Annotated in this window: 24 protein-coding genes; 16 read left to right on the forward strand and 8 right to left on the reverse strand. The window is 60.6% G+C overall.

Features of this window, described 5'->3' with window-relative positions:
* Positions 1 to 10: 10 nt before the first annotated feature.
* The 4 genes from sucC to DK870_RS13700 all read left to right on the forward strand — a co-directional run bounded on the left by sucC (position 11) and on the right by DK870_RS13700 (position 4,685).
* The gene (gene sucC / locus DK870_RS13685; RefSeq protein WP_060754516.1) at positions 11 to 1,177 is read left to right on the forward strand and encodes an ADP-forming succinate--CoA ligase subunit beta; all 1,167 of its coding nucleotides are present in this window, start codon (positions 11 to 13) and stop codon (positions 1,175 to 1,177) included.
* Positions 1,177 to 2,058: a succinate--CoA ligase subunit alpha gene (sucD, locus tag DK870_RS13690; protein ID WP_003172813.1), complete on the forward strand. Its 882-nt coding sequence runs from the start codon at positions 1,177 to 1,179 to the stop codon at positions 2,056 to 2,058. The genes sucC and sucD overlap by 1 nt, the downstream gene beginning before the upstream one ends.
* A 419-nt stretch (positions 2,059 to 2,477) precedes the next feature.
* The gene (gene brnQ, locus DK870_RS13695) at positions 2,478 to 3,791 is read left to right on the forward strand and encodes a branched-chain amino acid transport system II carrier protein (RefSeq protein ID WP_060754515.1); all 1,314 of its coding nucleotides are present in this window, start codon (positions 2,478 to 2,480) and stop codon (positions 3,789 to 3,791) included.
* 165 nt (positions 3,792 to 3,956) lie between these two features.
* Positions 3,957 to 4,685 (forward strand): DUF599 domain-containing protein, encoded by a 729-nt coding sequence (locus tag DK870_RS13700; RefSeq protein WP_060754514.1) that lies wholly within the window; start codon positions 3,957 to 3,959, stop codon positions 4,683 to 4,685.
* A gap of 107 nt (positions 4,686 to 4,792) precedes the next feature.
* Here DK870_RS13700 and DK870_RS13705 read toward each other — a convergent pair whose 3' ends face one another.
* Positions 4,793 to 5,050 carry a hypothetical protein gene (locus DK870_RS13705; RefSeq protein ID WP_123716794.1) on the reverse strand — a complete coding sequence of 86 codons (258 nt, stop codon included), beginning with the start codon at positions 5,048 to 5,050 and terminating at the stop codon, positions 4,793 to 4,795.
* Positions 5,051 to 5,208: 158 nt separating this feature from the next.
* Between DK870_RS13705 and DK870_RS13710 the strand changes: the two genes are divergently transcribed.
* From DK870_RS13710 to DK870_RS13725, 4 genes are all read left to right on the forward strand, one after another.
* The gene (locus DK870_RS13710; RefSeq protein ID WP_060754512.1) at positions 5,209 to 5,685 is read left to right on the forward strand and encodes a PaaI family thioesterase; all 477 of its coding nucleotides are present in this window, start codon (positions 5,209 to 5,211) and stop codon (positions 5,683 to 5,685) included.
* Complete coding sequence (locus tag DK870_RS13715) at positions 5,682 to 6,134, forward strand: PaaI family thioesterase (RefSeq protein WP_090365954.1); 453 nt, start codon at positions 5,682 to 5,684, stop codon at positions 6,132 to 6,134. The genes DK870_RS13710 and DK870_RS13715 overlap by 4 nt, the downstream gene beginning before the upstream one ends.
* A gap of 89 nt (positions 6,135 to 6,223) precedes the next feature.
* Positions 6,224 to 8,128 carry a molecular chaperone HtpG gene (gene htpG / locus DK870_RS13720; protein WP_161548867.1) on the forward strand — a complete coding sequence of 635 codons (1,905 nt, stop codon included), beginning with the start codon at positions 6,224 to 6,226 and terminating at the stop codon, positions 8,126 to 8,128.
* A gap of 67 nt (positions 8,129 to 8,195) precedes the next feature.
* A complete protein-coding gene (locus tag DK870_RS13725; RefSeq protein WP_060754510.1) occupies positions 8,196 to 8,924 on the forward strand; it encodes a dienelactone hydrolase family protein in 729 nt (242 codons plus the stop codon).
* Between the two features lie 61 nt (positions 8,925 to 8,985).
* On the opposite strand, the gene DK870_RS13730 is transcribed toward DK870_RS13725, so the two are convergent.
* The 7 genes from DK870_RS13730 to DK870_RS13760 all read right to left on the reverse strand — a co-directional run bounded on the left by DK870_RS13730 (position 8,986) and on the right by DK870_RS13760 (position 17,479).
* Positions 8,986 to 9,852, reverse strand: a complete 867-nt coding sequence (locus DK870_RS13730) for a pirin family protein (protein WP_090365952.1) — start codon at positions 9,850 to 9,852, stop codon at positions 8,986 to 8,988.
* A 64-nt stretch (positions 9,853 to 9,916) separates the two neighbouring features.
* Positions 9,917 to 10,333 (reverse strand): OsmC family protein, encoded by a 417-nt coding sequence (locus DK870_RS13735; RefSeq protein ID WP_090365950.1) that lies wholly within the window; start codon positions 10,331 to 10,333, stop codon positions 9,917 to 9,919.
* Between the two features lie 202 nt (positions 10,334 to 10,535).
* A complete protein-coding gene (fabB, locus tag DK870_RS13740; protein ID WP_161548868.1) occupies positions 10,536 to 11,756 on the reverse strand; it encodes a beta-ketoacyl-ACP synthase I in 1,221 nt (406 codons plus the stop codon).
* 11 nt (positions 11,757 to 11,767) lie between these two features.
* On the reverse strand, positions 11,768 to 12,283 hold the full coding sequence (fabA, locus tag DK870_RS13745) for a 3-hydroxyacyl-[acyl-carrier-protein] dehydratase FabA (RefSeq protein ID WP_161548869.1): 516 nt from the start codon (positions 12,281 to 12,283) through the stop codon (positions 11,768 to 11,770).
* Between the two features lie 249 nt (positions 12,284 to 12,532).
* Positions 12,533 to 14,434 (reverse strand): ATP-binding protein, encoded by a 1,902-nt coding sequence (locus DK870_RS13750; RefSeq protein ID WP_161548870.1) that lies wholly within the window; start codon positions 14,432 to 14,434, stop codon positions 12,533 to 12,535.
* Positions 14,431 to 15,357: an ABC transporter substrate-binding protein gene (locus DK870_RS13755; protein WP_060754506.1), complete on the reverse strand. Its 927-nt coding sequence runs from the start codon at positions 15,355 to 15,357 to the stop codon at positions 14,431 to 14,433. Before DK870_RS13755 ends, DK870_RS13750 begins: the two co-directional genes overlap by 4 nt.
* Before the next feature lies 1 nt (position 15,358).
* Entirely contained in the window at positions 15,359 to 17,479 is a 2,121-nt protein-coding gene (locus DK870_RS13760; RefSeq protein WP_372241671.1) for a TonB-dependent receptor plug domain-containing protein, read from the reverse strand.
* A 195-nt stretch (positions 17,480 to 17,674) separates the two neighbouring features.
* Here DK870_RS13760 and DK870_RS13765 point away from each other — a divergent pair, with 195 nt between their 5' ends.
* The 8 genes from DK870_RS13765 (at position 17,675) to DK870_RS13800 (ending at position 24,389) form a co-directional block, all read left to right on the forward strand.
* On the forward strand, positions 17,675 to 18,700 hold the full coding sequence (locus DK870_RS13765; protein WP_090365947.1) for an NAD(P)H-dependent glycerol-3-phosphate dehydrogenase: 1,026 nt from the start codon (positions 17,675 to 17,677) through the stop codon (positions 18,698 to 18,700).
* A 10-nt stretch (positions 18,701 to 18,710) separates the two neighbouring features.
* Entirely contained in the window at positions 18,711 to 19,058 is a 348-nt protein-coding gene (locus DK870_RS13770) for a DUF4389 domain-containing protein (protein ID WP_161548871.1), read from the forward strand.
* Positions 19,055 to 19,504 (forward strand): phosphohistidine phosphatase SixA, encoded by a 450-nt coding sequence (gene sixA, locus DK870_RS13775; RefSeq protein WP_060754502.1) that lies wholly within the window; start codon positions 19,055 to 19,057, stop codon positions 19,502 to 19,504. Before DK870_RS13770 ends, sixA begins: the two co-directional genes overlap by 4 nt.
* Positions 19,505 to 19,592: 88 nt before the next feature.
* A complete protein-coding gene (locus tag DK870_RS13780; RefSeq protein WP_161548872.1) occupies positions 19,593 to 21,242 on the forward strand; it encodes an AMP-binding protein in 1,650 nt (549 codons plus the stop codon).
* A 30-nt stretch (positions 21,243 to 21,272) separates the two neighbouring features.
* Complete coding sequence (locus DK870_RS13785) at positions 21,273 to 21,716, forward strand: hotdog fold thioesterase (RefSeq protein WP_060754500.1); 444 nt, start codon at positions 21,273 to 21,275, stop codon at positions 21,714 to 21,716.
* 97 nt (positions 21,717 to 21,813) lie between these two features.
* Positions 21,814 to 22,617 (forward strand): alpha/beta fold hydrolase, encoded by an 804-nt coding sequence (locus tag DK870_RS13790; protein WP_060754499.1) that lies wholly within the window; start codon positions 21,814 to 21,816, stop codon positions 22,615 to 22,617.
* The gene (locus DK870_RS13795) at positions 22,614 to 23,468 is read left to right on the forward strand and encodes an alpha/beta hydrolase (protein ID WP_090365938.1); all 855 of its coding nucleotides are present in this window, start codon (positions 22,614 to 22,616) and stop codon (positions 23,466 to 23,468) included. The genes DK870_RS13790 and DK870_RS13795 overlap by 4 nt, the downstream gene beginning before the upstream one ends.
* 102 nt (positions 23,469 to 23,570) lie before the next feature.
* Positions 23,571 to 24,389, forward strand: coding sequence for a DUF4892 domain-containing protein (locus DK870_RS13800; protein WP_060754497.1), 819 nt, complete (start codon positions 23,571 to 23,573; stop codon positions 24,387 to 24,389).
* Positions 24,390 to 24,413 lie beyond the last annotated feature (24 nt).

Genomic DNA, 24,413 nt, shown 5'->3' on the forward strand with positions numbered 1-24,413 from the left:
GGTAAAAAGCATGAATCTTCACGAGTATCAGGGTAAGCAGCTGTTCGCTGAATACGGCCTGCCAGTTTCCAAGGGCTACGCAGTAGACACCCCGGAAGCAGCAGCAGAAGCTTGCGACAAAATTGGCGGCACTGAATGGGTCGTCAAAGCCCAGGTTCACGCCGGTGGTCGCGGTAAAGCGGGCGGCGTCAAGCTGGTTCGCAGCAAAGAAGACGCCAAGGCCTTCGCACAGCAGTGGCTGGGCAAGCGTCTGGTGACTTACCAGACTGATGCCAATGGCCAACCAGTCACCAAGATCCTGGTTGAATCGTGCACTGATATCGCTAAAGAGCTGTACCTGGGCGCTGTCGTTGACCGTTCGAGCCGCCGCATCGTGTTCATGGCCTCCACCGAAGGTGGCGTGGACATCGAGAAGATCGCTCACGAAACCCCAGAAAAAATTCTGAAAGCCACTATCGACCCACTGGTTGGCGCTCAGCCATTCCAGGGTCGCGAGCTGGCTTTCCAGCTGGGCCTGGAAGGCAAGCAAGTTGCCCAGTTCGCCAAGATCTTCGTAGGTCTGGCCAAGCTGTTCCAGGATCACGATCTGGCCCTGCTGGAAGTGAACCCGCTGGTGATCAAGGCTGACGGCGATCTGCACTGCCTGGATGCCAAGATCAACATCGACGCCAACGCCATGTACCGTCAGCCTAAGCTGAAGACTTTCCACGATCCGTCGCAAGACGATCCGCGCGAAGCGCACGCTGCCAAGTTCGAACTGAACTACGTAGCCCTGGAAGGTAACATCGGTTGCATGGTCAACGGTGCCGGCCTGGCCATGGGTACCATGGACATCGTCAACCTGCATGGCGGCAAACCAGCCAACTTCCTCGACGTAGGTGGTGGTGCTACCAAAGAACGCGTAACCGAAGCCTTCAAGATCATCCTGTCCGACGCCAATGTCGCTGCAGTACTGGTCAACATCTTCGGCGGCATCGTTCGTTGCGACATGATTGCCGAAGGCATTATCGGTGCAGTGAAAGAAGTCGGCGTTAAAATCCCGGTTGTTGTTCGCCTTGAAGGTAACAACGCTGAACTGGGCGCTAAAGTACTGGCAGAAAGCGGTTTGAACATCATCGCGGCTACCAGCCTGACCGACGCTGCTCAACAAGTTGTCAAAGCTGCGGAGGGCAAATAATGAGCGTCCTGATCAATAAAGACACCAAAGTTATCTGCCAGGGTATTACCGGTTCGCAAGGTAGTTTCCACACCCAGCAAGCCATCGAATACGGCACCAAGATGGTTGGCGGCGTAACTCCGGGCAAAGGCGGCACCGAGCATCTGGGCCTGCCAGTGTTCAACACCGTGAAAGACGCTGTAGCTGCCACTGGCGCCACCGCCAGCGTGATCTACGTTCCAGCTCCTTTCTGCAAGGACTCCATCCTGGAAGCGGCATTCGGCGGCATCAAGCTGATCGTGTGCATCACCGAAGGCATTCCTACCCTGGACATGCTGGACGCTAAAGTTAAGTGCGACGAGCTGGGCGTAGTCCTGATCGGCCCTAACTGCCCAGGCGTGATCACTCCAGGCGAATGCAAGATCGGCATCATGCCAGGTCACATTCACTTGCCAGGTAAAGTCGGTATCGTTTCCCGTTCCGGCACCCTGACCTACGAAGCTGTGAAGCAGACTACTGACGCCGGTTTCGGTCAGTCGACTTGCGTCGGCATCGGTGGTGACCCGATCCCGGGCTCCAACTTCATCGACATCCTGAAGCTGTTCCAGGAAGACCCGAAGACCGAAGCGATCGTGATGATCGGTGAGATCGGCGGTTCGGCTGAAGAAGAAGCGGCTGCCTACATCAAGGCACACGTGACCAAGCCGGTTGTTTCCTACATCGCTGGTGTGACTGCCCCTGCTGGCAAGCGCATGGGCCATGCTGGCGCAATCATCTCCGGTGGCAAAGGCACTGCAGACGAGAAATTCGCTGCACTGCAAGACGCAGGCGTGAAAACCGTGCGTTCGCTGGCGGACATCGGCAAGGCCCTGGCCGAGCTGACCGGTTGGGCTGTCAAGTAAGCTTCTCGTTTAGCTGACGCTTTACCAGGCAAAGGCCACCTTCGGGTGGCCTTTGTGCTTTCTGGTATGGGTGATGATCAAAAGTGTGGGAGCGGGCTTGCTCGCGAAAGCGGTGGATCAGTCTATGCATTCGGTGACTGGCATACCGTATTCGCGAGCAAGCCCGCTCCCACATTTTTTGTGCATGTTTCCAATTAAGTATGAAAACGCGACATTTGAATGTCGCTTATCGGACAGTACGCCCCGCAACAGTGCGTTTGTCAGGTTAATTCTGTACGCTAGCCGCCTCTTTATGCGCCCGCATCCCAAAAGGACGCTGCGCGCTAGACCGGTCGGCTCCCATAAGGGCCGGCAGCATTTCCCTCATCCATAGGGAAGCCCTCTCTAAATTCCGATTCAGCAGTGTGGTATTTCCTCAAATGAAAGTGTTGAAAAGCCAGGACATCCTGGCGCTGGGCTTTATGACCTTTGCCCTGTTCGTGGGCGCCGGCAACATCATCTTCCCGCCTATCGTTGGTCTGCAGTCCGGGCCGAGTGTCTGGATGGCGGCGCTGGGCTTCCTGGTTACCGCTGTGGGTCTGCCGGTGGTTACCGTCATCGCCCTGGCCAAGGTTGGCGGTGGTATGGACGCGTTGAGCAGCCCGATCGGCAAGATCGCCGGTGGCTTGCTTGCGGCGGCGGCGTATCTGGCGGTAGGGCCGCTGTTCGCTACCCCGCGTACCGCGACCGTTTCGTTCGAGGTGGGCCTGGCGCCGCTGACCGGCGAAAGCCCGCTGGCGTTGTTTCTCTACAGCTCGGTGTATTTCCTGGTGGTGTTCTTCGTTTCCCTGTACCCAGGTCGACTGCTGGACACCGTGGGGCGTTTCCTGGCCCCGCTGAAGATCATCGCGCTGGCCATCCTTGGCATCGCCGCGTTTGCCTTGCCGGCAGGGGATGTGGGCGTCGCTACCCCGGAATACGTCGCCGCTCCGTTCTCCCAAGGCTTTATCAATGGTTACCTGACCATGGACACCCTGGGTGCGCTGGTGTTCGGGATTGTCATCGTCAATGCCATCCGCTCCCGTGGCGTGGAGTCGCCGCAGTTGATCACCCGTTACGCGATCATTGCCGGGCTGATTGCCGGCGTGGGCCTGGCGCTGGTGTACATCAGCCTGTTCCGCCTGGGTTCGGGCAGCCATGCCATCGCCGCCGGTGCGAGCAACGGTGCGGCGGTCCTGCACGCTTACGTGCAATACACTTTCGGCTCCCTGGGCAGTGGCTTCCTTGCCGTGCTGATTTCCCTGGCGTGCCTGGTCACGGCCGTGGGCCTGACCTGTGCCTGCGCCGAGTACTTCAGCAAAGTCCTGCCGTTGTCCTACAAGACGCTGGTCGTGATCCTGGCGCTGTTCTCGCTGTTCGTATCGAACCTGGGCCTGACCAAGCTGATTGCATTCTCGATCCCCGTACTCACCGCGATCTACCCGCCGTGTATCGTGCTGGTGGCATTGAGCTTCTGCAAAGGCTTCTGGCAGGAGCAGGGGCGTATTGTCGGGCCGGTGATGCTGGTGTCCTTCATCTTTGGCTGCATCGATGCGCTTAAAGGCGCAGGCCTGGCGGATTGGCTGCCTGCCCAGCTGGCACACCTGCCGCTGAGCGAGCAAGGCCTGGCCTGGCTGGTGCCGTCGGTGATGATCCTCGCCGTGGCTGTGGTGATTGACCGTATGCTCGGCAAGCGCAGCGAAGCCATCGCCTGATCGACGGGTTTCGTGCTGCATTGAAATGCCCCGTATCAATCGATACGGGGCATTTTTTATACTTGTGAGGCAGCACCTTCTAAAGTTGAAACTCGGTCAGTCTTGGGCGGCTTGCGTCCAACCAGTGTCCGGGCTCATCACTTTTTCTTGTGTAATAGGACCCGCATGTCGTTCGTCGAAAACAATCAGATTCACTTGCTGGCTGCCCTCTGGTTCATCCTGTGCTGGGGCGGCTACACCCGATACGCCACTTGGAAAGCCCGCGACACTGCGTGCCTGGCCAGCGTGCTGCATCTGTATCGTGAAGACTGGATGCGCCGCATGCTGCTGCGGGACAACCGTATTGCCGATGCCAGCGTGATCGGCAACCTGGAGCGCAACGCTTCGTTCTTTGCCTCCAGTACCCTGATCATTCTCGCCGGGATTCTCACCGTGCTGGGCGCCTCGGAGCGTGCGGTGTCGCTGCTGGCGGACATTCCCATGGTGCAGCAGGCCTCCCAGGGCATGTCGGAAATCAAGCTGTTGTGCCTGGCGCTGGTGTTTGTCTACGCGTTCTTCACCTTCAGCTGGTGCATGCGTCAATACAACTTTGCGGCGGTATTGGTCGGGTCGGCGCCGATGATCGGTGAGCGCGATGTGTCGGAGCAGGAGCGCAAGGCATTTGCTTTACGGGCGGCAAGGGTTATTTCCATGGCCGCCAACCAGTTCAACTTCGGCCTGCGCTCTTATTACTTCGGCATGACCATGCTCGCCTGGTTTGTCAGCCCCTGGTTGTTCATGTTGATGAGCAGCGGGGTCGTGCTGGTGTTGTACCGCCGGGAATTTCACTCAGACGTATTGCAGGTGATGGTTTATACCCCGACGCCTGAAGTGCCTAAAGAGGCGGTGTCTTAGTCGGTCGCCGTCACACCTACTTTGCGTCGGCAGAAAAACAGCAGACAAAGTAAAGCCCGCTATAAGCGGGCTTTCTTTTTGCAGCGCTGCTAATTCAAACCCGGCGATTACTGCTTGGCAGGTTCTGCAGGAGCGGCAGGTGCAGCTTCTTTTGCAGCGGCGGCGTTCGATTCAGCCTGAGCTTTGGCGGCTTCGGCGTTTTCTTTCGCGGCGTCGTTCACTTTATCCTGTGCTTTAGCCATGTCTTTCTGAGCTTGCTCAGAATGGGCTGCAGCATCTTGGGCTTTGTCTTCGGATTTCTTGTCGCAGGCAGCGAGGCCGAGGGCAGCAGCCAACATCATGGAAATAGCTAAAGTCTTGCGCATGGGGTGTTTCTCCTTATTGAAGATATCTACTGGCCTTTCGAGCCTAAGGCGCCACCATTAGTTCCTTTTATCCTACAGATATATAAAGCTTTTCCTGCAAGGAACTTTCACCGCAGAGCTTCATCCGCCGTTTCCACACTAATAAGAGTCTAAAACCAATGACCGAAAACCCTTTGTTAGCACGCGCTACCCGCTTTATTTCAGCGCTGCGCCATTGCCAAGTGCTCGGTGTAAGCGTGCATGCCGCCAGTGAGGAGGGCATGACCCTGATATTGCCCTACGGCTCACATATCGTCGGCGATCCGCGCACGGGCGTGATACACGGCGGCGCGCTCACATCCCTGATGGACACCGCCTGCGGCATGGCCACGCTGTGCGTATTGCCCGAATTCGAGGTGTGCCCGACGCTGGATCTGCGCGTTGACTACATGCATCCCGCCGAACCGCATAAACCGGTGTATGGCTTTGCCCAATGCTACCGGGTGACGACCGACGTGATTTTTACCCGTGGCTTCGCGTATCAGGATGACCCGCAGCAGCCGATCGCCCATGTGGTCGGCACCTTCATGCGCATGGGCAAACGCCTCAAGGGCACGCAAGGGCTGGGCAGCGCGATCAAGGGAGAGCAGGCATGACACACCGATTCAAGACGCGTATCGAACAGGCCCATGCGCGAGGTGATTACACGGCGTTGCTCGACCTGATCCCCTATGCCAAGTTGATCGGCATCGAATGCACGCGGTTGGGCGACGAGTTGCTGTTTCGCCTGCCGGCCAGCCAGGACAACATTGGTAACCCGATATTGCCGGCGCTGCACGGCGGGGTGATTGCCGGCTTCATGGAGCTGTCGGCGGCCTTGCATCTGTTGGTGTTCACGGGCGCGCCCGGTGTGCCGAAGATCATCGACTTTTCCCTGGATTACCTGCGCGCCGGCCAGTTTCGCGACACTTACGCCAAATGCCAGGTATGGCGTCAGGGCCGGCGGGTGGCGAATGTGGCGGTCACGGCCTGGCAAAGCACAGCGGCGGAGCCGATTGCCACCGCTCGGGCACATTTCAAGATCGAGGAGGTGGAACGCTCTTGAAATCCTGGTCTTAGCCCCCAACTTTGATGACAACCCGCCGCCAACCCTCAAGGGCGCGGCCACTGCCATCCAATTGGAGTTTGATGACCATGAGTGTGGAAACTCAAAAGGAAACCCTGGGCTTCCAGACCGAGGTGAAGCAACTGCTGCACCTCATGATCCATTCGCTGTATTCCAACAAGGAAATCTTCCTTCGCGAATTGATCTCGAACGCCTCTGACGCTGTCGACAAATTACGTTTCGAAGCCCTGTCCAAGCCTGAATTGATGGAAGGTGGCGCCGAACTGAAAATCCGTGTGAGCTTCGACAAGGACGCCAAGACCGTCACCCTCGAAGACAACGGTATCGGCATGAGCCGTGACGATGCCATCACCCACCTGGGCACCATCGCCAAATCCGGTACTGCCGACTTCATGAAGAACCTGTCGGGCGACCAGAAGAAGGATTCGCACCTGATCGGTCAGTTCGGCGTGGGCTTCTACTCGGCTTTCATCGTCGCCGACAAGGTTGAAGTGTTCAGCCGTCGCGCTGGTCTCGATGCGAGCGAAGGCGTGCACTGGGCCTCCAAAGGCGAAGGCGAGTTTGAAATCGCCACTATCGATAAAGCGGATCGCGGCACCTGCATTGTCTTGCACCTCAAGTCGGGTGAAGACGAGTTCGCTGACGGCTACCGCCTGCGCAACATCATCAAGAAGTACTCCGACCACATCGCTCTGCCGATCGAGTTGCCGAAAGAACAAGCGGCTGTCGAAGGTGAAGAGAAGCCTGCCCAGGAATGGGAAGTGGTCAACCGTGCCAGCGCCCTGTGGACCCGTCCTCGCACCGAAGTGAAGGATGAGGAATACCAGGAGTTCTACAAGCACATCGCCCATGATTACGAGAACCCGCTGAGCTGGAGCCACAACAAGGTCGAAGGCAAGCTGGAATACAGCTCGTTGCTCTACGTGCCGGCCCGTGCTCCGTTCGACCTGTACCAGCGTGAAGCGCCTAAAGGCCTCAAGCTCTATGTGCAGCGTGTGTTCGTCATGGATCAGGCGGAGTCCTTCCTGCCGCTGTACCTGCGCTTCATCAAAGGCGTGGTCGATTCCAACGACCTGTCGCTGAACGTGTCGCGGGAAATCCTGCAGAAAGACCCGATCATCGACTCCATGAAGTCGGCGCTGACCAAGCGTGTCCTCGACATGCTGGAAAAACTGGCGAAGAACGAGCCTGAGCAATACAAAGGTTTCTGGAAAAATTTCGGCCAGGTCATGAAAGAAGGCCCGGCTGAAGATTTCGCCAACAAGGAAAAAATCGCCGGTCTGCTGCGCTTTGCCTCCACCCAGGGTGAAGACGGCGAGCAGGTGGTGTCCCTGGCCGAGTACCTGGCACGCGCCAAGGAAGGCCAGGACAAGATCTACTACCTGACCGGCGAAACCTACGCCCAGGTCAAGAACAGCCCGCACCTGGAAGTCTTCCGCAAGAAAGGCATCGAAGTGTTGCTGCTGACCGACCGTATCGATGAGTGGCTGATGAGCTACCTCAGCGAGTTCGACGGCAAGACCTTCGTCGACGTCGCTCGTGGTGACCTGGACCTGGGTAACCTGGACTCCGAAGAAGAGAAGAAAGAGGCCGAGGAAGTCGCCAAGGCCAAGGAAGGGCTGGTTGAGCGGATCAAGGCTGCCCTGGGCGATACCGTCAGCGAAGTACGGGTTTCCCATCGTCTGACCGACTCCCCGGCGATTCTGGCCATCGGCGAGCAGGACCTGGGCCTGCAGATGCGTCAGATCCTCGAGGCCAGCGGCCAGAAGGTTCCGGATTCCAAGCCGATCTTCGAATTCAACCCGGCTCACCCGCTGATCGAGAAACTCGACGGCGAGCAGAGCGAAGAGCGCTTTGGCGACTTGTCGCACATCCTCTTCGATCAGGCGGCCCTGGCGGCTGGCGACAGCTTGAAAGACCCGGCGGCCTATGTCCGTCGACTGAACAAGTTGCTGGTTGAACTGTCGGTTTAACACCGTTGTAGAAAAACCCGCTTCGGCGGGTTTTTTCGTTCTACTGCACCTCAAACTGGAGTAAATGATGAGCCAAGTCACTGTGCGTTCCGTGGTCTATCAGATTGATGGCCAGTCTTATGAAAGCCGCCTGGCATTCGATGCCAGCCATAAGGGGCCGTTGCCGGGCCTGCTGATGGCGCCGAACTGGATGGGGGTGAGTGCGGGTGCCGAAGAAATCGCCAAGCGTGTCGCCGGCCAGGGCTACGTGGTCCTGGTTGCCGACCTGTATGGCCAAAGCGTGCGCCCCTCGAACGGCGATGAGGCCGGCGCGGCGATGATGCCTTTGAAGAATGATCGCCCGCTGCTGAACAAGCGCATGCAGGCGGCCCTTGAGCAACTGAAAGGGCAGACCGAAGCCGCGGTGGATACGTCGAAACTGGCGACTTTCGGTTTCTGCTTCGGTGGTTGCTGCTCCCTGGAGCTGGCCCGCACGGGTGCGCCTTTGAAGGCGGCCGTGTCGTTCCACGGCACCCTCGATACGCCGAACCCAGCGGATGCGAAGAACATCAAGGGCTCGGTATTGGTGTTGCACGGTGCATCTGACCCGTTGGTGCCGAAAGAGCAGCTACCCGCGTTCGAAGATGAAATGAACGCGGCCGGCGTGGATTGGCAGCTGTTGAGCTACGGCGGCGCGGTGCATTCTTTCACCGACCCACACGCCAACGTACCGGGCAAGATGATGTACGACGCGAAGACCGCTGCCCGGGCTTTCCAGTCGATGCATAACTTGCTGGACGAAGTGTTCCAGCGGTAAAGCTGCAGGGCTGTTCCGACCTCATCGGGGGTAAGTCGAGCCATCGCACCGCCCCCGATGCCTACCTCACCGGCAATTCAATTCTCTCCGACTCCCCTGGCACCGTCGGCCAATCCCCGGCCGCCCAGCGCTGTCGAGCCTGTTCGATCCTCAAAGGATCACTCGCCACAAAATTCCAATTGATCCGTCGCGGTCCATCCAGCGGCGCGCCGCCAAACACCACCAGGTGGCAATCGGTTTCGGCAGACAATGTCATCTGCTGACCGCTCGGCAACACCACCAGGCTGTGCACTTCCAGCGGTTCGTCGTCGAGCTTCGCATCACCTTCCAGCACATACACCGCCCGTTCTTCGTGTTCATCCGGGACCAGCAAGGTGGTGGCCGTCTGCATCCGTACTTCGGCATACAGGGTTGGCGACAAGACGGGAACCGGCGAGTCGAGGCAGAAACCGCTGCCGGCGATCAGGCGGATCTGTACGCCGAGGTTATCGCTCAACGGCAGGCTCGCGGCCGGGTGATGGCTGTAATGCCCCGGCCCGGTCTCGTGGTCCTTGGGCGAGGCCAGCCACACTTGCAGGCCATGCAGGCTGAACCCGCTGGCCTTGATTGCCTCGGGCGTACGCTCGACGTGGGCAATTGCGCTGCCGGCGGTCATCCAGCTGACATCGCCGGCCTGTACCACTTGATCCGAGCCCAGGCTGTCCTTGTGCTGCAAGGTGCCTTCAAACAGGTAGGTGAGGGTCGACAGCCCGATATGCGGGTGTTGGCGGATATTCATGCCGCTGCCCGGCGCATAGCGTGTGAGCAGCATATGGTCGAAAAACACAAAAGGCCCGACGCTGCGGCATTCGCGCGATGGCAGTGGACGCAGGATGGGTTGGCCTTCGACATCTTCGGGGCGAGGGTGGATCACGGTGAGGCGAGTCATGGTGCATCCCAGTCTGAGCGGGTTGGATGATGCTGAGCATAACCCGCTCGACGGGAAGTTGGGGCTATTGGCTGAAGGCGCCTTCCGATAGGCGGGTGTCAATGCTGATCTCGGCGGTGGTCATCAACTTGTGCACCGGGCACCGATCGGCCACGCGGTGCAGCTCCTCGCGTTGCGCGTCGGTGAGTACGCCCTTGAGCGTGAGTTTGACGTTGAGCTGGTATTTGCCCTTTTGCTCTTCACTGGCGTCGTGGGTGACTTCCACGGTGACGCCGGTGAGCGGGATGCCTTTTTTCTGCGCGTAAAGCTTGAGGGTCAGGGCTTTGCACGAGGCCAGGGCCGCGTCGAAATAATCATGGGGGGAGGGCGCCGAATCGTCGCCGCCCAGGCTTTTGGGCAAGTCGGTAAATAGCTCGTGGTTGTCGATGTTGAGGCTATGACGGAAGTTGTCGGTGTTCAATGTGTTTACGATAACGGGCATGGCAAACCTCACAGGGTCGCAGGATGAAGGGCATGCAGTTATAGAACATCCTGGCACTTGAGTGTTCCAGGTTTTTTCGTGGCGGCTGGGTTTTGGTGTGCTGGCGCTGTCATCCGTGTTGGATGCCGAGTCACCCAGCGTCCGTCGCGCATAAAAAAGCCCCGAACCAGTCGGGGCTTTTCAGGTGATCAACCTGCGGGGCTTACTTGCCCTGCCAGCGTTTCAGTACCAGGGTGGCGTTGGTGCCACCGAAGCCGAAGCTGTTGCTCATCACGGTGTCGATCTTGGCGTTTTCAACGGTCTTGGTCAGGATCGGCATATCGGCGACGACCGGGTCGATCTCGTCGATGTTGGCCGAACCTGCCATGAACTTGCCTTCCATCATCAGCAGGCAGTAGATCGCTTCGTGAACGCCGGCGGCGCCCAGGGAGTGACCGGACAGGCTCTTGGTGGAGCTGATGGCCGGAGCCTTGTCGCCGAATACCGCACGTACGCCTTCCATTTCCTTGGCGTCGCCGACCGGGGTCGAAGTGCCGTGGGTGTTCAGGTAGTCGATTGGGGTATCAACGGTGGACATGGCCATCTGCATGCAACGGATGGCGCCTTCACCGCTTGGGGCAACCATGTCGTAGCCGTCGGAAGTGGCGCCGTAACCGACGATTTCCGCGTAGATCTTCGCACCACGGGCCAGAGCGTGTTCCAGCTCCTCGACCACCACCATGCCGCCACCGCCGGCGATGACGAAACCGTCACGCTTGGCGTCGTAGGCGCGGGAGGCTTTTTCCGGGGTTTCGTTGTACTGGGTGGACAGTGCGCCCATGGCGTCGAACAGGAACGACTGGCTCCAATGTTCTTCTTCACCGCCGCCGGCGAACACGATGTCCTGCTTGCCCAGCTGGATCTGCTCAACGGCAGTACCGATGCAATGAGCACTGGTGGCGCAGGCGGAGGAGATCGAGTAGTTCACGCCCTTGATCTGGAACGGCGTGGCCAGGCAGGCGGAAACGGTGCTGCCCATGGTCCGCGTGACACGGTAAGGGCCAACGCGCTTGACGCCTTTTTCGCGCAGGATATCCAGCGCTTCCATCTGGTTCAGGGTCGATGCGCCGCCGGAGCCGGCGATCAGGCCGGTACGTACGTTGGACACCTGGTCTTCGCTCAGGCCGGAGTCGGCGATCGCGTCTTTCATGGCCAGGTAGGCGTAGGCGGCAGCGTGGCCGACGAAGCGATAGATCTTGCGATCGATCAGTTCTTCGAGGGGCAGGTCGATGGAGCCGGAAACCTGGCTACGCAGACCCATTTCGGCATATTCCGGGTTGAAGCGGATGCCAGGGCGACTTGCACGCAGGTTAGCGGTGACGGTCTCTTTGTCATTGCCCAGGCAAGAAACAATGCCCAGACCAGTGATAACGACGCGGCGCATGCGGATAACCCTTAAAAGTTGTCAGTGGAAGTGAATACGCCGACCCGAAGGCCTTCGGCAGTATAGATCTCGCGACCGTCGACAGTCACCGAACCGTCGGCGATGGCCAGGTTCAGCTTGCCCTTGAGGACGCGCTTGATTTGAATGTTGTAGGTGACTTTCTTGGCGGTCGGCAGGACCTGGCCAAAGAATTTCACTTCGCCCGAACCCAGGGCGCGACCGCGACCTGGCAGGCCTTGCCAGCCAAGGTAAAAACCGACCAGTTGCCACATGGCGTCGAGGCCCAGGCAGCCTGGCATGACCGGGTCACCTTCGAAGTGGCAGGCGAAGAACCAGAGGTCCGGGGTGATATCCAGCTCGGCGACCAATTCACCTTTGCCGTACTTGCCGCCTTCTTCGCTGATATGGGTGATGCGATCCACCATCAGCATGTTCGGGGCGGGCAGTTGCGCGTTACCTGGGCCGAACAGCTCACCGCGACTGCAGCGCAGCATATCTTCCCGGGTAAAGGCGTTTTGTTTGGTCATGCGAGCTCCTCAATAATCCCATGCGGCAGGGTAGGGTCAATCTTCCCGAACCGAATGAAGCGTTCATGCCTCATAGCGGCAGCCTACACATAGACTATTGCGTTGTAGTGAAAGTCACAGCGTCAAGGCACTCAATGTACACTTGTTCACTGAAATTTTAAACCGGGCCTGTTTATCAGCCCGTTTGGGTGCCTAAGACTGCCGCACTTTCGTGTTTCACGCCAGTCGCAGTTGGCTGATGGCGCGGCGCTATTGCACCCAGCGCTGCAGGATTTGCTGCAAATCCGTGCGTTTGAATGGCTTGGCCAGGTAATCGTTCATTCCAGCTGCCAGGCAGGCTTCGCGGTCACCCTGCAAGGCATTGGCCGTCAGGGCGATGATCGGCAAGTCGGCGCAGCCGGGCAACTGGCGGATTTGTCGGGTCGCTTCGTAACCGTCGATCAGTGGCAGGCGGCAGTCCATCAGGATCGCGGTGAAAATCAGGCTCTCGGCACTGCGGATCGCCTCGGCGCCGTCGGTGGCCAGGCTCACTTCAAAACCCAGGCTGCGCAGCATGGCTTCGACCACGGTGCGATTGACCGGGTTGTCTTCCACCAGCAGTACGTGTCGTCCATCACCGGCGCTGGTTTTGCCGTCGGCGTCGGGGGCTAGCGCCGGCAGGCTTTTCTGATCGATGGCCAATGGAATTTCCAGGGTAAACACCGAACCTCGGCCTTCCTCGCTTTGGGCGCGCAAGGTGCCCCCCATGCGTTCGGCCAGCGTGCGGGCGATGGGCAGCCCAAGACCGGTGCCGCCGTAACGTCTTGAAATGGAACTGTCGGCTTGCTGGAATGCGTTGAACATCATCTCCAGGCGCTCGGGGGAGATCCCGATACCGCTGTCGCGCACGGTGCAGGTGAACCACACCAGTTCATGATCAAGGGTTTGCCAATGCGGCTCGACGGTCACGGTGCCGTGTTCGGTGAATTTCAGCGCGTTGCCGATCAGGTTCACCAGAATTTGCCAGATACGCGTCGGATCACCCCGCACCTGCAGTGAGTCCATGCCCAGGGGAATGGGCAGTTCCAGGGCCAGGCCGCGTTGCTGGGCGCTGTGCTGGAAAGCTTGGGCGCAGCTGCTGATCAGGTCCGCCAGGTTGAACGAGATATGTTCCAGTTCCAGCGCGGCGCGTTCGATGCGCGAGAAGTCGAGGATGTCGTTGATGACCTTGAGCAAATGTTCGGTGGACTCGGAGGCCAGCGCCGCATACTCGGTCTGCTCCTCGGTCATTTCGGTGGTTTCCAGCAGTTGCAGCATGCCCAGCACACCGTTCATGGGCGTGCGCAATTCGTGGCTCATCATCGCCAGGAAGTCCGACTTGGCGTTGTTCGCGCGTTCGGCCTCTTCGCGGGTCTGGATCAACTGCGCCATCGCTTGTTCTTGTTCGCGGCTGGCCTGGTTGAGGCCTTCGGCGAGGTTGTTGATATGGCGTGACAGGTCGCCCAGCTCGGAATCATCGACAATCGGCAGGGGCGTCTTGTAGTCGCCTTGCTGGATGGCTTTGACCGCGTGGCCCATCGCGCTGATCGGCTGCGACAGGCTGGCGGCCAGGCGGCGCGCGAGCAGGAAGGTAAACAGCAGGGCGAAGAGGGCGAGGATGCCGGCCTTGAACAGGATCTCCTGCTGGCGCTGGCTGAAGGCATCGTTGGACATGCCGACGATCACCCGGCCAAGGTAATCCGCCCTTGGCGCCTTGGGTTCATTGAGGTTGTCCTGGAAAAAGTCCGTGCCCAGCTGGATATGCTGCAGGCGGATCGGCGCCTGGAACACCTTCACCGACAGTGAGCGGTCGTGTTTCTCGGTCGGTTGCTCAACGTACACCAGAATGTTTTCGGCGCTGTCCTGGATTTCCAGGAAGCGCACGTGGGGCGTGGCCAAGGTGGCGCGCAGCAGGCTCTCGAGCACGTCATTGTTGCCGGAAATCACCCCGTACTCGGTCGCCGGTGCGAGCTGGTTGGCGATCAGCTGGCCGGTATGGTCCAGTTCCTGGCGCAGGTCCTGGATACGCACGAAGGTAAAGAAACTGATCAACAGCAAGGTCAGCAACAAGGCCGGGCCCAGGGTGATGAGCTGGGTGCGGGTGTTGATATCCCAACGACGGCGTAAGGTCATGGGCGTTTTTCTCCTTCGGCCAATCGGGCGGCGACGTCGGCTTCGTCAACCTGTTCGATGCCCAGTGAGCGCGCGACTTGCGGGTTGCCCACGACTTTGAAGTGTTCCGGGTACAACGAGCGTGGCCAGTTGGCCGGTGAATGGTCCAGCAGCCGGTCGAGCACATCGAGCCAGTCGGTCTGGTCGCTGTAGGTGCTGGCCAGGCTGCCGGCCTTGACGAAGCCGGCGTTGGGCCCCACCAGCGGCAGTTGCTGGGCGTAGCTGCTGAGCAACAGGTTCTTCACGGTTTTCGGGTTGTACAGTTGCGGGTCGTCGAGCCCCAGCAGTACATCGCTGTTCTTGAACAGGTTTTGCAGTGGCCGGCTGTCATTGATGTTGTCCCAGCGCTGCGGCACGATTTCCAGGCCTATGGGCGCTGCGTATCGGGTCAATTCGGGTAGCAGGAACTCACTGTCGGTGCCGTAGAGCACGCCGATGCGGCGGGCCTGAGGCAAAATCTGCGCGATCAGGTGCAACTGGCGCTCCAAGGGTGGGTCGCTCCACAACAGGCTGATTTTGGCCGGGTGCGTGGTGCCCAGCCGCTGCCGGGCTTGCAGGCGGCTGATACGCAGCACCAGGGTGGGCGGGCCCTGGGAGTCCTGCAGGCGCCAGTCGAGGCCGGGCAGGTCGAGCAGGATCAGGCGAGTGGCGGCGGGCAACTGGTTCGGTGCCGGCATGTCTTTGAGCGGGGTGAAGGTCACGTGGTCTTCGGGGCGTTGCCGGGCCAGGGCCTGGGCGAACGCTTGCACGCCGGCACCGTCTTCGGCGGCGGTGAGCAGGATGTCGGCGCTCCTGGCCTGCGTCGTCAACAGCAGGCACACCAGCAGCAGGCCGCGCCGCCACAGCCTTGAGAAGAAGGCGGTCATCCGTGACTGATCGGCCATGTCAGAATTCCAGCTCCGCGCTGAAGTAGAGGACATGACGACTGTCGTAGTTGTTATCGGCCCAGGTGGTGGGCTGGTTATCCAGGCGTTGTTGCAGCATGCCGGCCAGCTCCACGTTGGCTTTGCCCAGGGCAATGCGCTTGGCCACCCGCAGGTCGACCCGTTCGAAGCGATATTGGTTGAGTGCGTCGTCGCCATAGTAGAACAGCGCACTGGACCAGCCGTGGCCCCATTCACGCAGCCAGCCGGCCGAGCCGCTGTTACGTGCGGTTTGTGCCTTGTCCAACGGGTTGCTGGCGCTGGCATCGACATAAGCATAGGTGAGCCGCAGGCGGTCGGCGTTGCTCATGCGCCAATCGAACTGTGACTCGGCACCGGTGAACCGTGAGCTGTTGGCGTTGCTGGCAATGTATTGGTTGTTGCGCAGCGGTGAGCTGATCATGTCAGTGATTTCGTCGTAGAACAGTTTCACGTCGACATTCAGCCCGAGGTCGGCAAAGAAGCCGTTGTAGCCCAGCTCTCGCGAGCGCATCAACTCTTTATCGAGGTTGCCAGGGCCGCGCGTCACCACAAAATATTGCCCCGAATTCTGCCCGTAGGCCGGGGAGCTGAGGTTGGTGACGCGGTAGCTCCAATTGACGTTGTTCTCGAACATGTCCGGTGAGCGGATCGCTTCGGAATACACCGCTCGCAAGCCATGGCGCGGGTTGATCAGGTAGTTGACTGCTATTCGTGGCGTCAGTGAGTTGCCGCTCAAGTGGGTGTCTTCGTACATCGCCCCACCCTGCACCAGCCAGTGTTCGCTGGCGCGCCACTCCAGATGGCCGAACAGGCGCCAGGTGGTGTCGTCCAGGGTGCCATTGAAATAGGTGTCGGAGTCGGCGCGGTCGTAGCGGTAGTTCATGCCGCTGACCAGGCGCAGGCTATCGGACAGGCTGAGGGTGTCCTGGATCTCCAGGTCGTAGCGGCTTTCTCGAGTGCTTTGATCGATATCGCCGCAGACCGGGTCTTTGCCGCCGCTACCCCATTGCTGCAAGACCTGCTTGGCCAGGACCTGTTCGGCGTCGCTGCCGGGCGGCAGGTTTTCCGGGGTGTAGGCGTTCATGTGCCGGGCCAGCAACTCGGCATAGTTGGGGTTGATTTGCCAGAGGCGGGTCAGCTCCGGGCTGAACGAGACCTTGGCATCACAGGCTTTCCAGACCTGCTGGCGGTCCCATTGCTGGGCCGAGCCTTGAACATACAAGCTGTGCTCGGGGTTGATATCGATGTTCCAGCGCAGCGAGGTGGCATAGTCCTTGGCGGTAACGTCGGAGTTCGTACCGCCTTCGGTAATCCCGGCAAATACCGGGCTGTAGGTATAAGGACGCTGGTTGGACCCTTCCTTGGCGTTCAATTGCCAGTCGATGCTCTGCTGCGCGTTCAGGCTCTGGCTCACGGCCAGGCTGAAGCGACTGAGGCGACGGCCGTCACGGCGATCGGCGCCGGCGGCATCACTGTCAAACCCATCATCCTGTTGCCCGGACAGCGACAGGCGCAGGTCGCCGGTCTCCCATCCCGCGCCCTGGCTGGCGTAGAAATCGTTGATCCCGCGTGCGCCACGGATGACTTTGACCCGTGAACCATGGCTGTTGGCCGGTGACCGCGTGAGGATGTTGACCACCGCCATCAGCGCATTGGCGCCATAGCTGACGGTGTTGGGGCCGCGGAACACCTCGATGCGCTCGATGTCTTCCATGGCCACCGGAATATCGCTCCAGTCCACGGTGGCCAGGCCGGCGCGGTACACCGAGCGCCCGTCGATCAACACCTGCATGCGCCGTGCATCGCTGGCACTGGTGCCGTGATAGTTCACCGCCGCCTGGTTGCCGGTGGTGTAGCCGACCATCATCCCGGGCACCAGGCGCAGCAATTCGGCGATGTCCCGTGCGCCGCTGGCCTTGATCAACTCGCTGTCGATCACCGTCATGCTGCCGGGTACGGCGGCAGCGGATTGCTTGAGGCGTGTGGCGGTCAATACCTGCGGCAGCGGCTGGCCGTCCAGGAACAGATCGTCGGCCAGCGCGGGGGCGCTGCACAACAGCATCAACAACAGCGATGAGCGAGGAGGAGGGCCCAGATACACGGCGCGGCCTTGATAATGACGAATAGCCGCCCATGTTAACTGAGGTGGGGCCATTTGCCAGTCGTCGAACTTGCAATTACTTCACGTATATGTGGCATTTTCCGACAAGCATGGGAATTGACGCGGGGGCTGGCCGCAAGCGGGTCGCCCCGTATAATGCCGCTATCGCCACTGGTATGGATTAACGGATTGCATATGACTGAACAGCGCCCTATTGCGGTCCTGGGAGGCGGAAGTTTTGGTACCGCCGTGGCTAACCTGCTGGCTGAGAACGGCCACGCGGTGCGCCAGTGGATGCGCGACCCGGAGCAGGCCGAGGCCATCCGCGTGCATCGGGAAAACCCCCGTTACCTTAAAGGCATCAAGATTCATCCGGCGGTGGAACCGGTCACGGACCTGCTGGAGACCCTCACTGACTGCGACCTGTGCTTCGTCGCATTGCCGTCCAGCGCCTTGCGCTCGGTGCTGGCGCCCCACGCCGAACGCCTGGCAGGCAAGCTGCTGGTCAGCTTGACCAAGGGTATCGAGGCGCACACGTTCAAGCTGATGAGCGAAATCCTCGAAGAGATTGCGCCCCAGGCACGTATCGGCGTGCTCTCCGGGCCGAACCTGGCACGGGAAGTCGCCGAGCACGCGCTGACGGCCACGGTGGTGGCCAGTGAAGATGAAGCGCTTTGCGAGCGCGTGCAGGCGGTCCTGCATGGCCGCACGTTCCGCGTTTACGCCAGTGGCGATCGCTTTGGCGTTGAACTGGGCGGTGCGCTTAAAAACGTTTACGCGATCATCGCCGGCATGGCGGTGGCCCTGGGCATGGGCGAGAACACCAAAAGCATGTTGATTACCCGTGCCCTGGCCGAGATGACCCGCTTTGCGGTGAACCAGGGCGCCAACCCGATGACGTTCCTGGGCCTGGCCGGGGTCGGGGATTTGATCGTCACCTGCTCGTCGCCCAAGAGCCGCAACTATCAAGTCGGTTTTGCCTTGGGCCAGGGTTTGAGCCTGGACGACGCCGTTACGCGCCTGGGCGAAGTGGCCGAGGGCGTCAACACCCTCAAAGTGTTGAAGGCCAAGGCCCAGGAAGTCGGTGTGTACATGCCGCTGGTCGCTGGGCTGCACGCGATCCTGTTTGAAGGGCGCACCTTGAACCAGGTCATCGAATTGCTGATGCGGGCTGAGCCGAAAACCGATGTCGACTTTATTTCCACCAGTGGTTTCAACTGAGGAACGCGTCATGAACGATCCGAAAGCAGCGCCCAAGTACGAATCCATCGTCCTGCGTATTGTGTGGATGCTGGTATTTGCCCTGGTGTGGCAAGTGGCGCAGTTCCTGCTCGGCGCGCTGGTGCTGGTGCAACTGATCTATCGCCTGGTCTACGCCGCGCCGAACCTGGGCCTGATGAACTTCGGTGACAGCCTCAGCCAGTTCCTGGCGCAGATCGGCCGTTTCGGCAGCTTCAACACCGAGCAAAAGCCTTGGCCATTCGCCGATTGGCCGACGCCGCGTGCACCGGAAGGCGAAGCCGCCCACAGTGTGCCACCGGCGCCGCATCCGGTACGTGATGAAGAGCCAAAACTGTGAAGCTTTGGATCTTGCGGCACGGTGAGGCCGAAGGCTATGCGCCCACTGACGCCGAGCGCAACCTCACCGAGCACGGCCGCGCCGAAGTGTTGCGCAGTGCTGCGCACCTGATCGGCCAGCCCCTCGGCGCGATCATCGCCAGCCCATATGTGCGAGCGCAGCAGACCGCGCAGTTGGTTCGCGAGGCGCTGGGTTTCACGCCCGATATCCGTACGGTGCCGTGGCTGACACCCGAAGGCAACCCGCTGCGGGTGCTGGAAAAGCTCGACAGCGATGACAATGTGCTGCTGGTCAGTCACCAGCCTTTGGTGGGCTGCCTGATCAGCTTCCTGCAGCATGGTCATCAGCGCCAACCGCAACCGATGCACACCGCCAGCCTGGCGGAGCTGGAAGGTGATTTTCCGCTGGCGGGGCTGATGAACCTGGTCAGTGTGAAGAACCCGTAGGAAAAGTGATCGCTGCTGTGTGTGCTATATAGTCAACCAAGCAAGTGCTTGGTTGGCTATCATCCGGTCACACAAAGGAGCGCGTCCCATGCCAGTCGCTTTTCGTTTGCCGTTGCAGGTCTTCTTCGAACGTGAAGCGCGGCATCCGCGCAAACCCTTTCTCGTGCAGCCCATCGGCGGGGGCGAGGTGCAAACCCTGACCTGGGGCGACGTCGGCCATCAGGCCCGGTGCGCCGCACACTGGCTGCGTGCTCGGGCGTTGCCGCAAGGCTCGCACATTGCCCTGATCTCGAAAAACTGTGCGCACTGGATCATCGCCGACCTGGCGATCTGGATGGCCGGGCATGTCTCGGTACCGTTGTACCCCAACCTGACGGCCGACTCCGTGGCCCATGTGCTGACCCATTCTGAGGCGGCATTGGTGTTGATCGGCAAGTTGGACGACTGGCCGGCCATGGCGCCCGGTATCCCGGCCGGTTTGTCGACTGTCCGTCTGCCGCTGGCCTCGGCCGGCGACTTCGATTTCACTTGGGCCGATCTGCTGGCCTGTTCACCCATTCAAGATAACCCCGAGCCCGACGCCGACCGCTTGGCCACGATCATTTATACCTCCGGCACCACCGGCTTGCCCAAGGGGGTGATGCAAACCTTCGGCGCCTTGGGCTTTGCCGCCACCCGTGGCACCGAGTTGTTTGGCCTGGGGGAGGACGACCGGCTGCTGTCGTACCTGCCGTTGTGCCACGTGGCGGAGCGCATGTTCGTCGAACTGGCGTCAATTTATACCGGGCAAACGGTATTTTTCGCTGAAAGCCTTGAGACCTTTCTGACCGACCTGCGCCGGGCGCGGCCGACAGCGCTGTTCGGGGTGCCGAGGATCTGGACCAAGCTCCAGATGGGGGTGTACGGCAAGGTTTCACAAAAGCGTCTGGACCGGCTGTTGCGCCTGCCTTTCATCGGGCCATCTGTAGGCCGCAAGGTGCTGTCGGGTCTGGGCCTGGACGCCCTGCGTATTGCGCTATCCGGTGCGGCGCCGGTGCCTGAGGCGTTGCTGCGTTGGTATCAGCGCCTGGGGCTGGATGTGCTGGAGGTGTACGGCATGACGGAAAGCTGCGGCTATTCCCACGTATGCCGCCCCGGGCAACAGACACTGGGCTGGATCGGCCTGCCATGCCCTGGGGTGGAAGTGCGCATCGACCCGTTGGGCGAAGTGCAGGTGCGCAGCGGCGCGACCATGCTCGGCTACTTCAAGGACGCGCAGAAAACCGCCGAGACTCTCACCAATGACGGTTTTCTGCGCACCGGCGACAAGGGTGAGCAGGACGCGGCTGGCCGCTTGCGCCTGACCGGGCGGCTCAAGGAGATCTTCAAGACCAGCAAGGGTAAGTACGTGGCTCCGGCGCCGATTGAAAACCGCCTGGCCGAACATCCACGCATCGAGCAGGTGTGCGTGGTCGGCGAAGGGCTGAGCGCGCCGATAGGCTTATGCGTACTCGCGGCGACGGGCGAGGAGCGCCAGGCCCTGCGCGATAGCCTGGAACGCTGGCTGGAACAGGTCAACCAGGCGTTGGACAGGCCTGAGCGTCTACGCCAACTGGTGGTGGTCAAAGACAGTTGGGCCGTCGAAAACGGTTTCCTGACCCCGACCCTGAAGATCAAGCGCAGTGTGATCGAATCGACCTATGGTGCTCAATTGCATGTTTGGAGTGAGCGCGGCGAATCGATTCTGTGGCAGGATTAGGGGCGTAATAAAATCAATAAGGACACTGCTATGAGCTTGTGGCGCACCCAACCCAATATCGAGCAACTCAACAGCCTGCAGAAAAACACCATCGGTGAGTTGCTGGATATTCGTTTCGAAAGCTTCGACGACGAGTCACTCACCGCCAGCATGGTGGTCGACCACCGCACCCATCAGCCTTACGGCCTGCTGCACGGCGGCGCGTCGGTGGTGCTGGCGGAGAGTATCGGCTCCATGGCGGCCTACCTGTGCATCGATCCGAGCAAATTCTATTGCGTGGGCCTTGAGATCAATGCCAACCACTTGCGCGGCGTGCGCAGCGGGCGAGTGACGGCGGTGGCGCGGGCCATCCATATCGGCCGTACGACCCAGGTGTGGGACATCCGCCTGACGGCCGATGACGGCAAGACCAATTGCGTCTCGCGCCTGACCATGGCCGTGGTGCCGCTGGGCGAGAACCCGCCGGTGCGATAGACATGGCGTGAGTGTCATCATTCCTGGCAGTTACAGTCATTGCTGTACGGCTTGGGGCTGGTGACAATCCACTTCTGTTTCTGTAGATGAGTCCGGTATGTCGCAGCACGTGTTTTTTGCCCACGCCAATGGTTTTCCTTCGGCCACCTACGGCAAGTTGTTTGCCGCCCTGGCCCCGGAATATACGGTGGCTCACTTGCCGCAGCACGGCCACGACCCGCGATTTCCAGTGGATGACAACTGGCGCAACCTGGTGGACGAGTTGATCCACCACTTGGAGCAGCAACCGCAGCCGGTGTGGGGTGTCGGGCACTCTCTGGGTGGTGTGTTGCACCTGCACGCGGCCATGCGTTGCCCGCAGTTGTATCGCGGTGTGGTGATGCTGGATTCGCCGGTGCTGACGCGTGCCGACCGCTGGGTGATCCGCGCCGCCAAGCGCTTGGGGTTCATCGATCGCCTGACCCCGGCCGGGCGCACCCTGGGCCGGCGTGAAGAGTTCAGCGACCTGGACGCCGCGCGCAGCTACTTCGCCGGTAAAACCCTGTTTCGCGGGTTCGACCCTGACTGTTTTGATGCCTACCTGCAGCATGGCCTGCAACAGGTGGGCGATCGCCTGCGCCTGCGCTTCGACCCCGCCACTGAAATCAGCATTTATCGAGGCGTGCCCCACACCAGCCCGGGTCAGGTGCGCCAGTTGAAGGTGCCGCTGGCGGTGGTGCGTGGACGCCAGAGCCGGGTCGTGATGCGTCACCATGCCAGTGGGGTTGACCGCCTGCCCATGGGCGAAATGCTCACCATGCCCGGCGGGCACATGTTTCCCCTGGAGCGGCCGCAGGACACCGCAGCCTTGATCAAGAACCTGTTCTCCCGCTGGGAAGCCCGTGAGCGCAGTTGCGCATGAGTACGCCGGTCGAAGAGGTTCGCCTCAGCTTGCCGCATATCGAGTTGGCGGCGCATCTGTTCGGCCCCGAAGACGGTCTGCCGGTGATCGCCCTGCATGGCTGGCTGGACAACGCCAACAGCTTTGCGCGGCTGGCGCCGAAACTGCAGGGCTTGCGCATCGTCGCGCTGGATATGGCGGGGCACGGTCATTCGGCGCACCGTCCTGCGGGGGCCGGTTATGCTTTGTGGGATTACGTGTTTGACGTGCTGCAAGTTGCCGAACAGCTGGGTTGGAAACGTTTTGCATTACTTGGCCATTCCCTCGGCGCCATCGTCTCCTTGGTGCTCGCAGGCGCCTTGCCGGAGCGGGTGACGCACCTGGGGTTGATCGACGGCGTGATCCCGCCGACCGCCACCGGTGAGAACGCGGCGGAGCGATTGGGCATGGCGTTGCAAGCGCAATTGAACCTGCAGGGCAAGCGCAAGCCGGTCTACAGCACCCTGGACCGGGCGGTTGAAGCGCGGATGAAAGGTTTGGTCGCAGTCAGTCGCGAGGCCGCCGAATGGCTGGCCCAGCGCGGTTTGATGCCCGTGCCGGGCGGCTACACCTGGCGCACCGACAGCCGATTGACCCTGGCTTCGCCGATACGACTGACCAATGAGCAGGCGATGGCTTTCGTGCAACGTGTGGCTTGTCCTGCACAGTTGGTGGTCGCGGCTGACGGCATGTTGGCGAAACATTCCGAATTGCTTTCTCAGCTACCCTTTACGGTGACCACGCTGCCGGGGGGCCATCATTTGCACCTGAACGATGAGCCCGGTGCGGCTCTTGTTGCAGACTGTTTCAATCGGTTCTTCTCCACGCCTTGACTTGGCGGGGTCAACTGCCGAGGCTGGGCGGATTGAAAGGGAGTCAACCATGAACCAACTTGAAACTGCTGCGACCTCCAATGGCCAGGGCTCAATCATCCGATGAGCCTGCGTGAAGGATGTATACGTGCCCTCGGGCTGTGCTGCTTCAGCCCCTTGGTGTTCGCCGCCGATGTGCCGGGCAGCCAGGATCTGCCGGCAGTGTCCCGCCAGGTCGACGCGCAGATCGTCGATTACCGCCCCGCTGAAGCCAGGGAGCGCATCTACCCCATGGGGGCGATCCGCAAGATCAGCGGCCAGTTGCGCTACGAGGGCCAAGCCACCGCGCGTGGCCAAGCCACTGCGATTACCTATGAACTGCCCGCCGAGCACACCTCCAGCGCCGCCTTTACCGCGACCCGCGAAGCGTTGCAGGCCAAGGGCGCGCAGCTGTTGTTCTGGTGCCAGGCCCGCGATTGCGGTGAAAGCAGCCTGTGGGCCAATGAAGTGTTCGGCAATGCCAAGCTGGTCGGCGCCGATGGCCAGCAGGAATACCTGCTGTTACGGCTGGCGGCGCCGCAGGACAACTCCCTGGTGGCGCTGTACGGCATCACTCGGGGCAACCGTCGTGCCTATCTGCATGTGGAACAGCTGGACGCCAGTGCGCCCCTGGGTGACTTGCTGCCCACTTCGGCAACCTTGCTTCGTGAGCTGAAAAGCACCGGCGAGCTGGATTTCCCTGCACTGGGGAGCGAACCCGATCCGGCCTGGATCACCTTGATCTCGCGTGGCTTGAACCTGGACGCCACCTTGCGTGTCAGTTTGACCGGGCCAACGGCCGAAGCCTGGCGCCAGGGCCTGATCGACAGCGGTGTGCGTGCCGCACGCATGGAAACCGGCACCGGTGACGCTAAGGGTTTGCACCTGCATCTGATACGCTGACCGTCACCAGGCGAACGGACCCGC

Origin of the sequence: Pseudomonas sp. Q1 (assembly GCF_009935975.1) — a bacterium.
In the GTDB taxonomy this organism is placed as follows: Bacteria; Pseudomonadota; Gammaproteobacteria; order Pseudomonadales; family Pseudomonadaceae; genus Aquipseudomonas; species Aquipseudomonas palleroniana.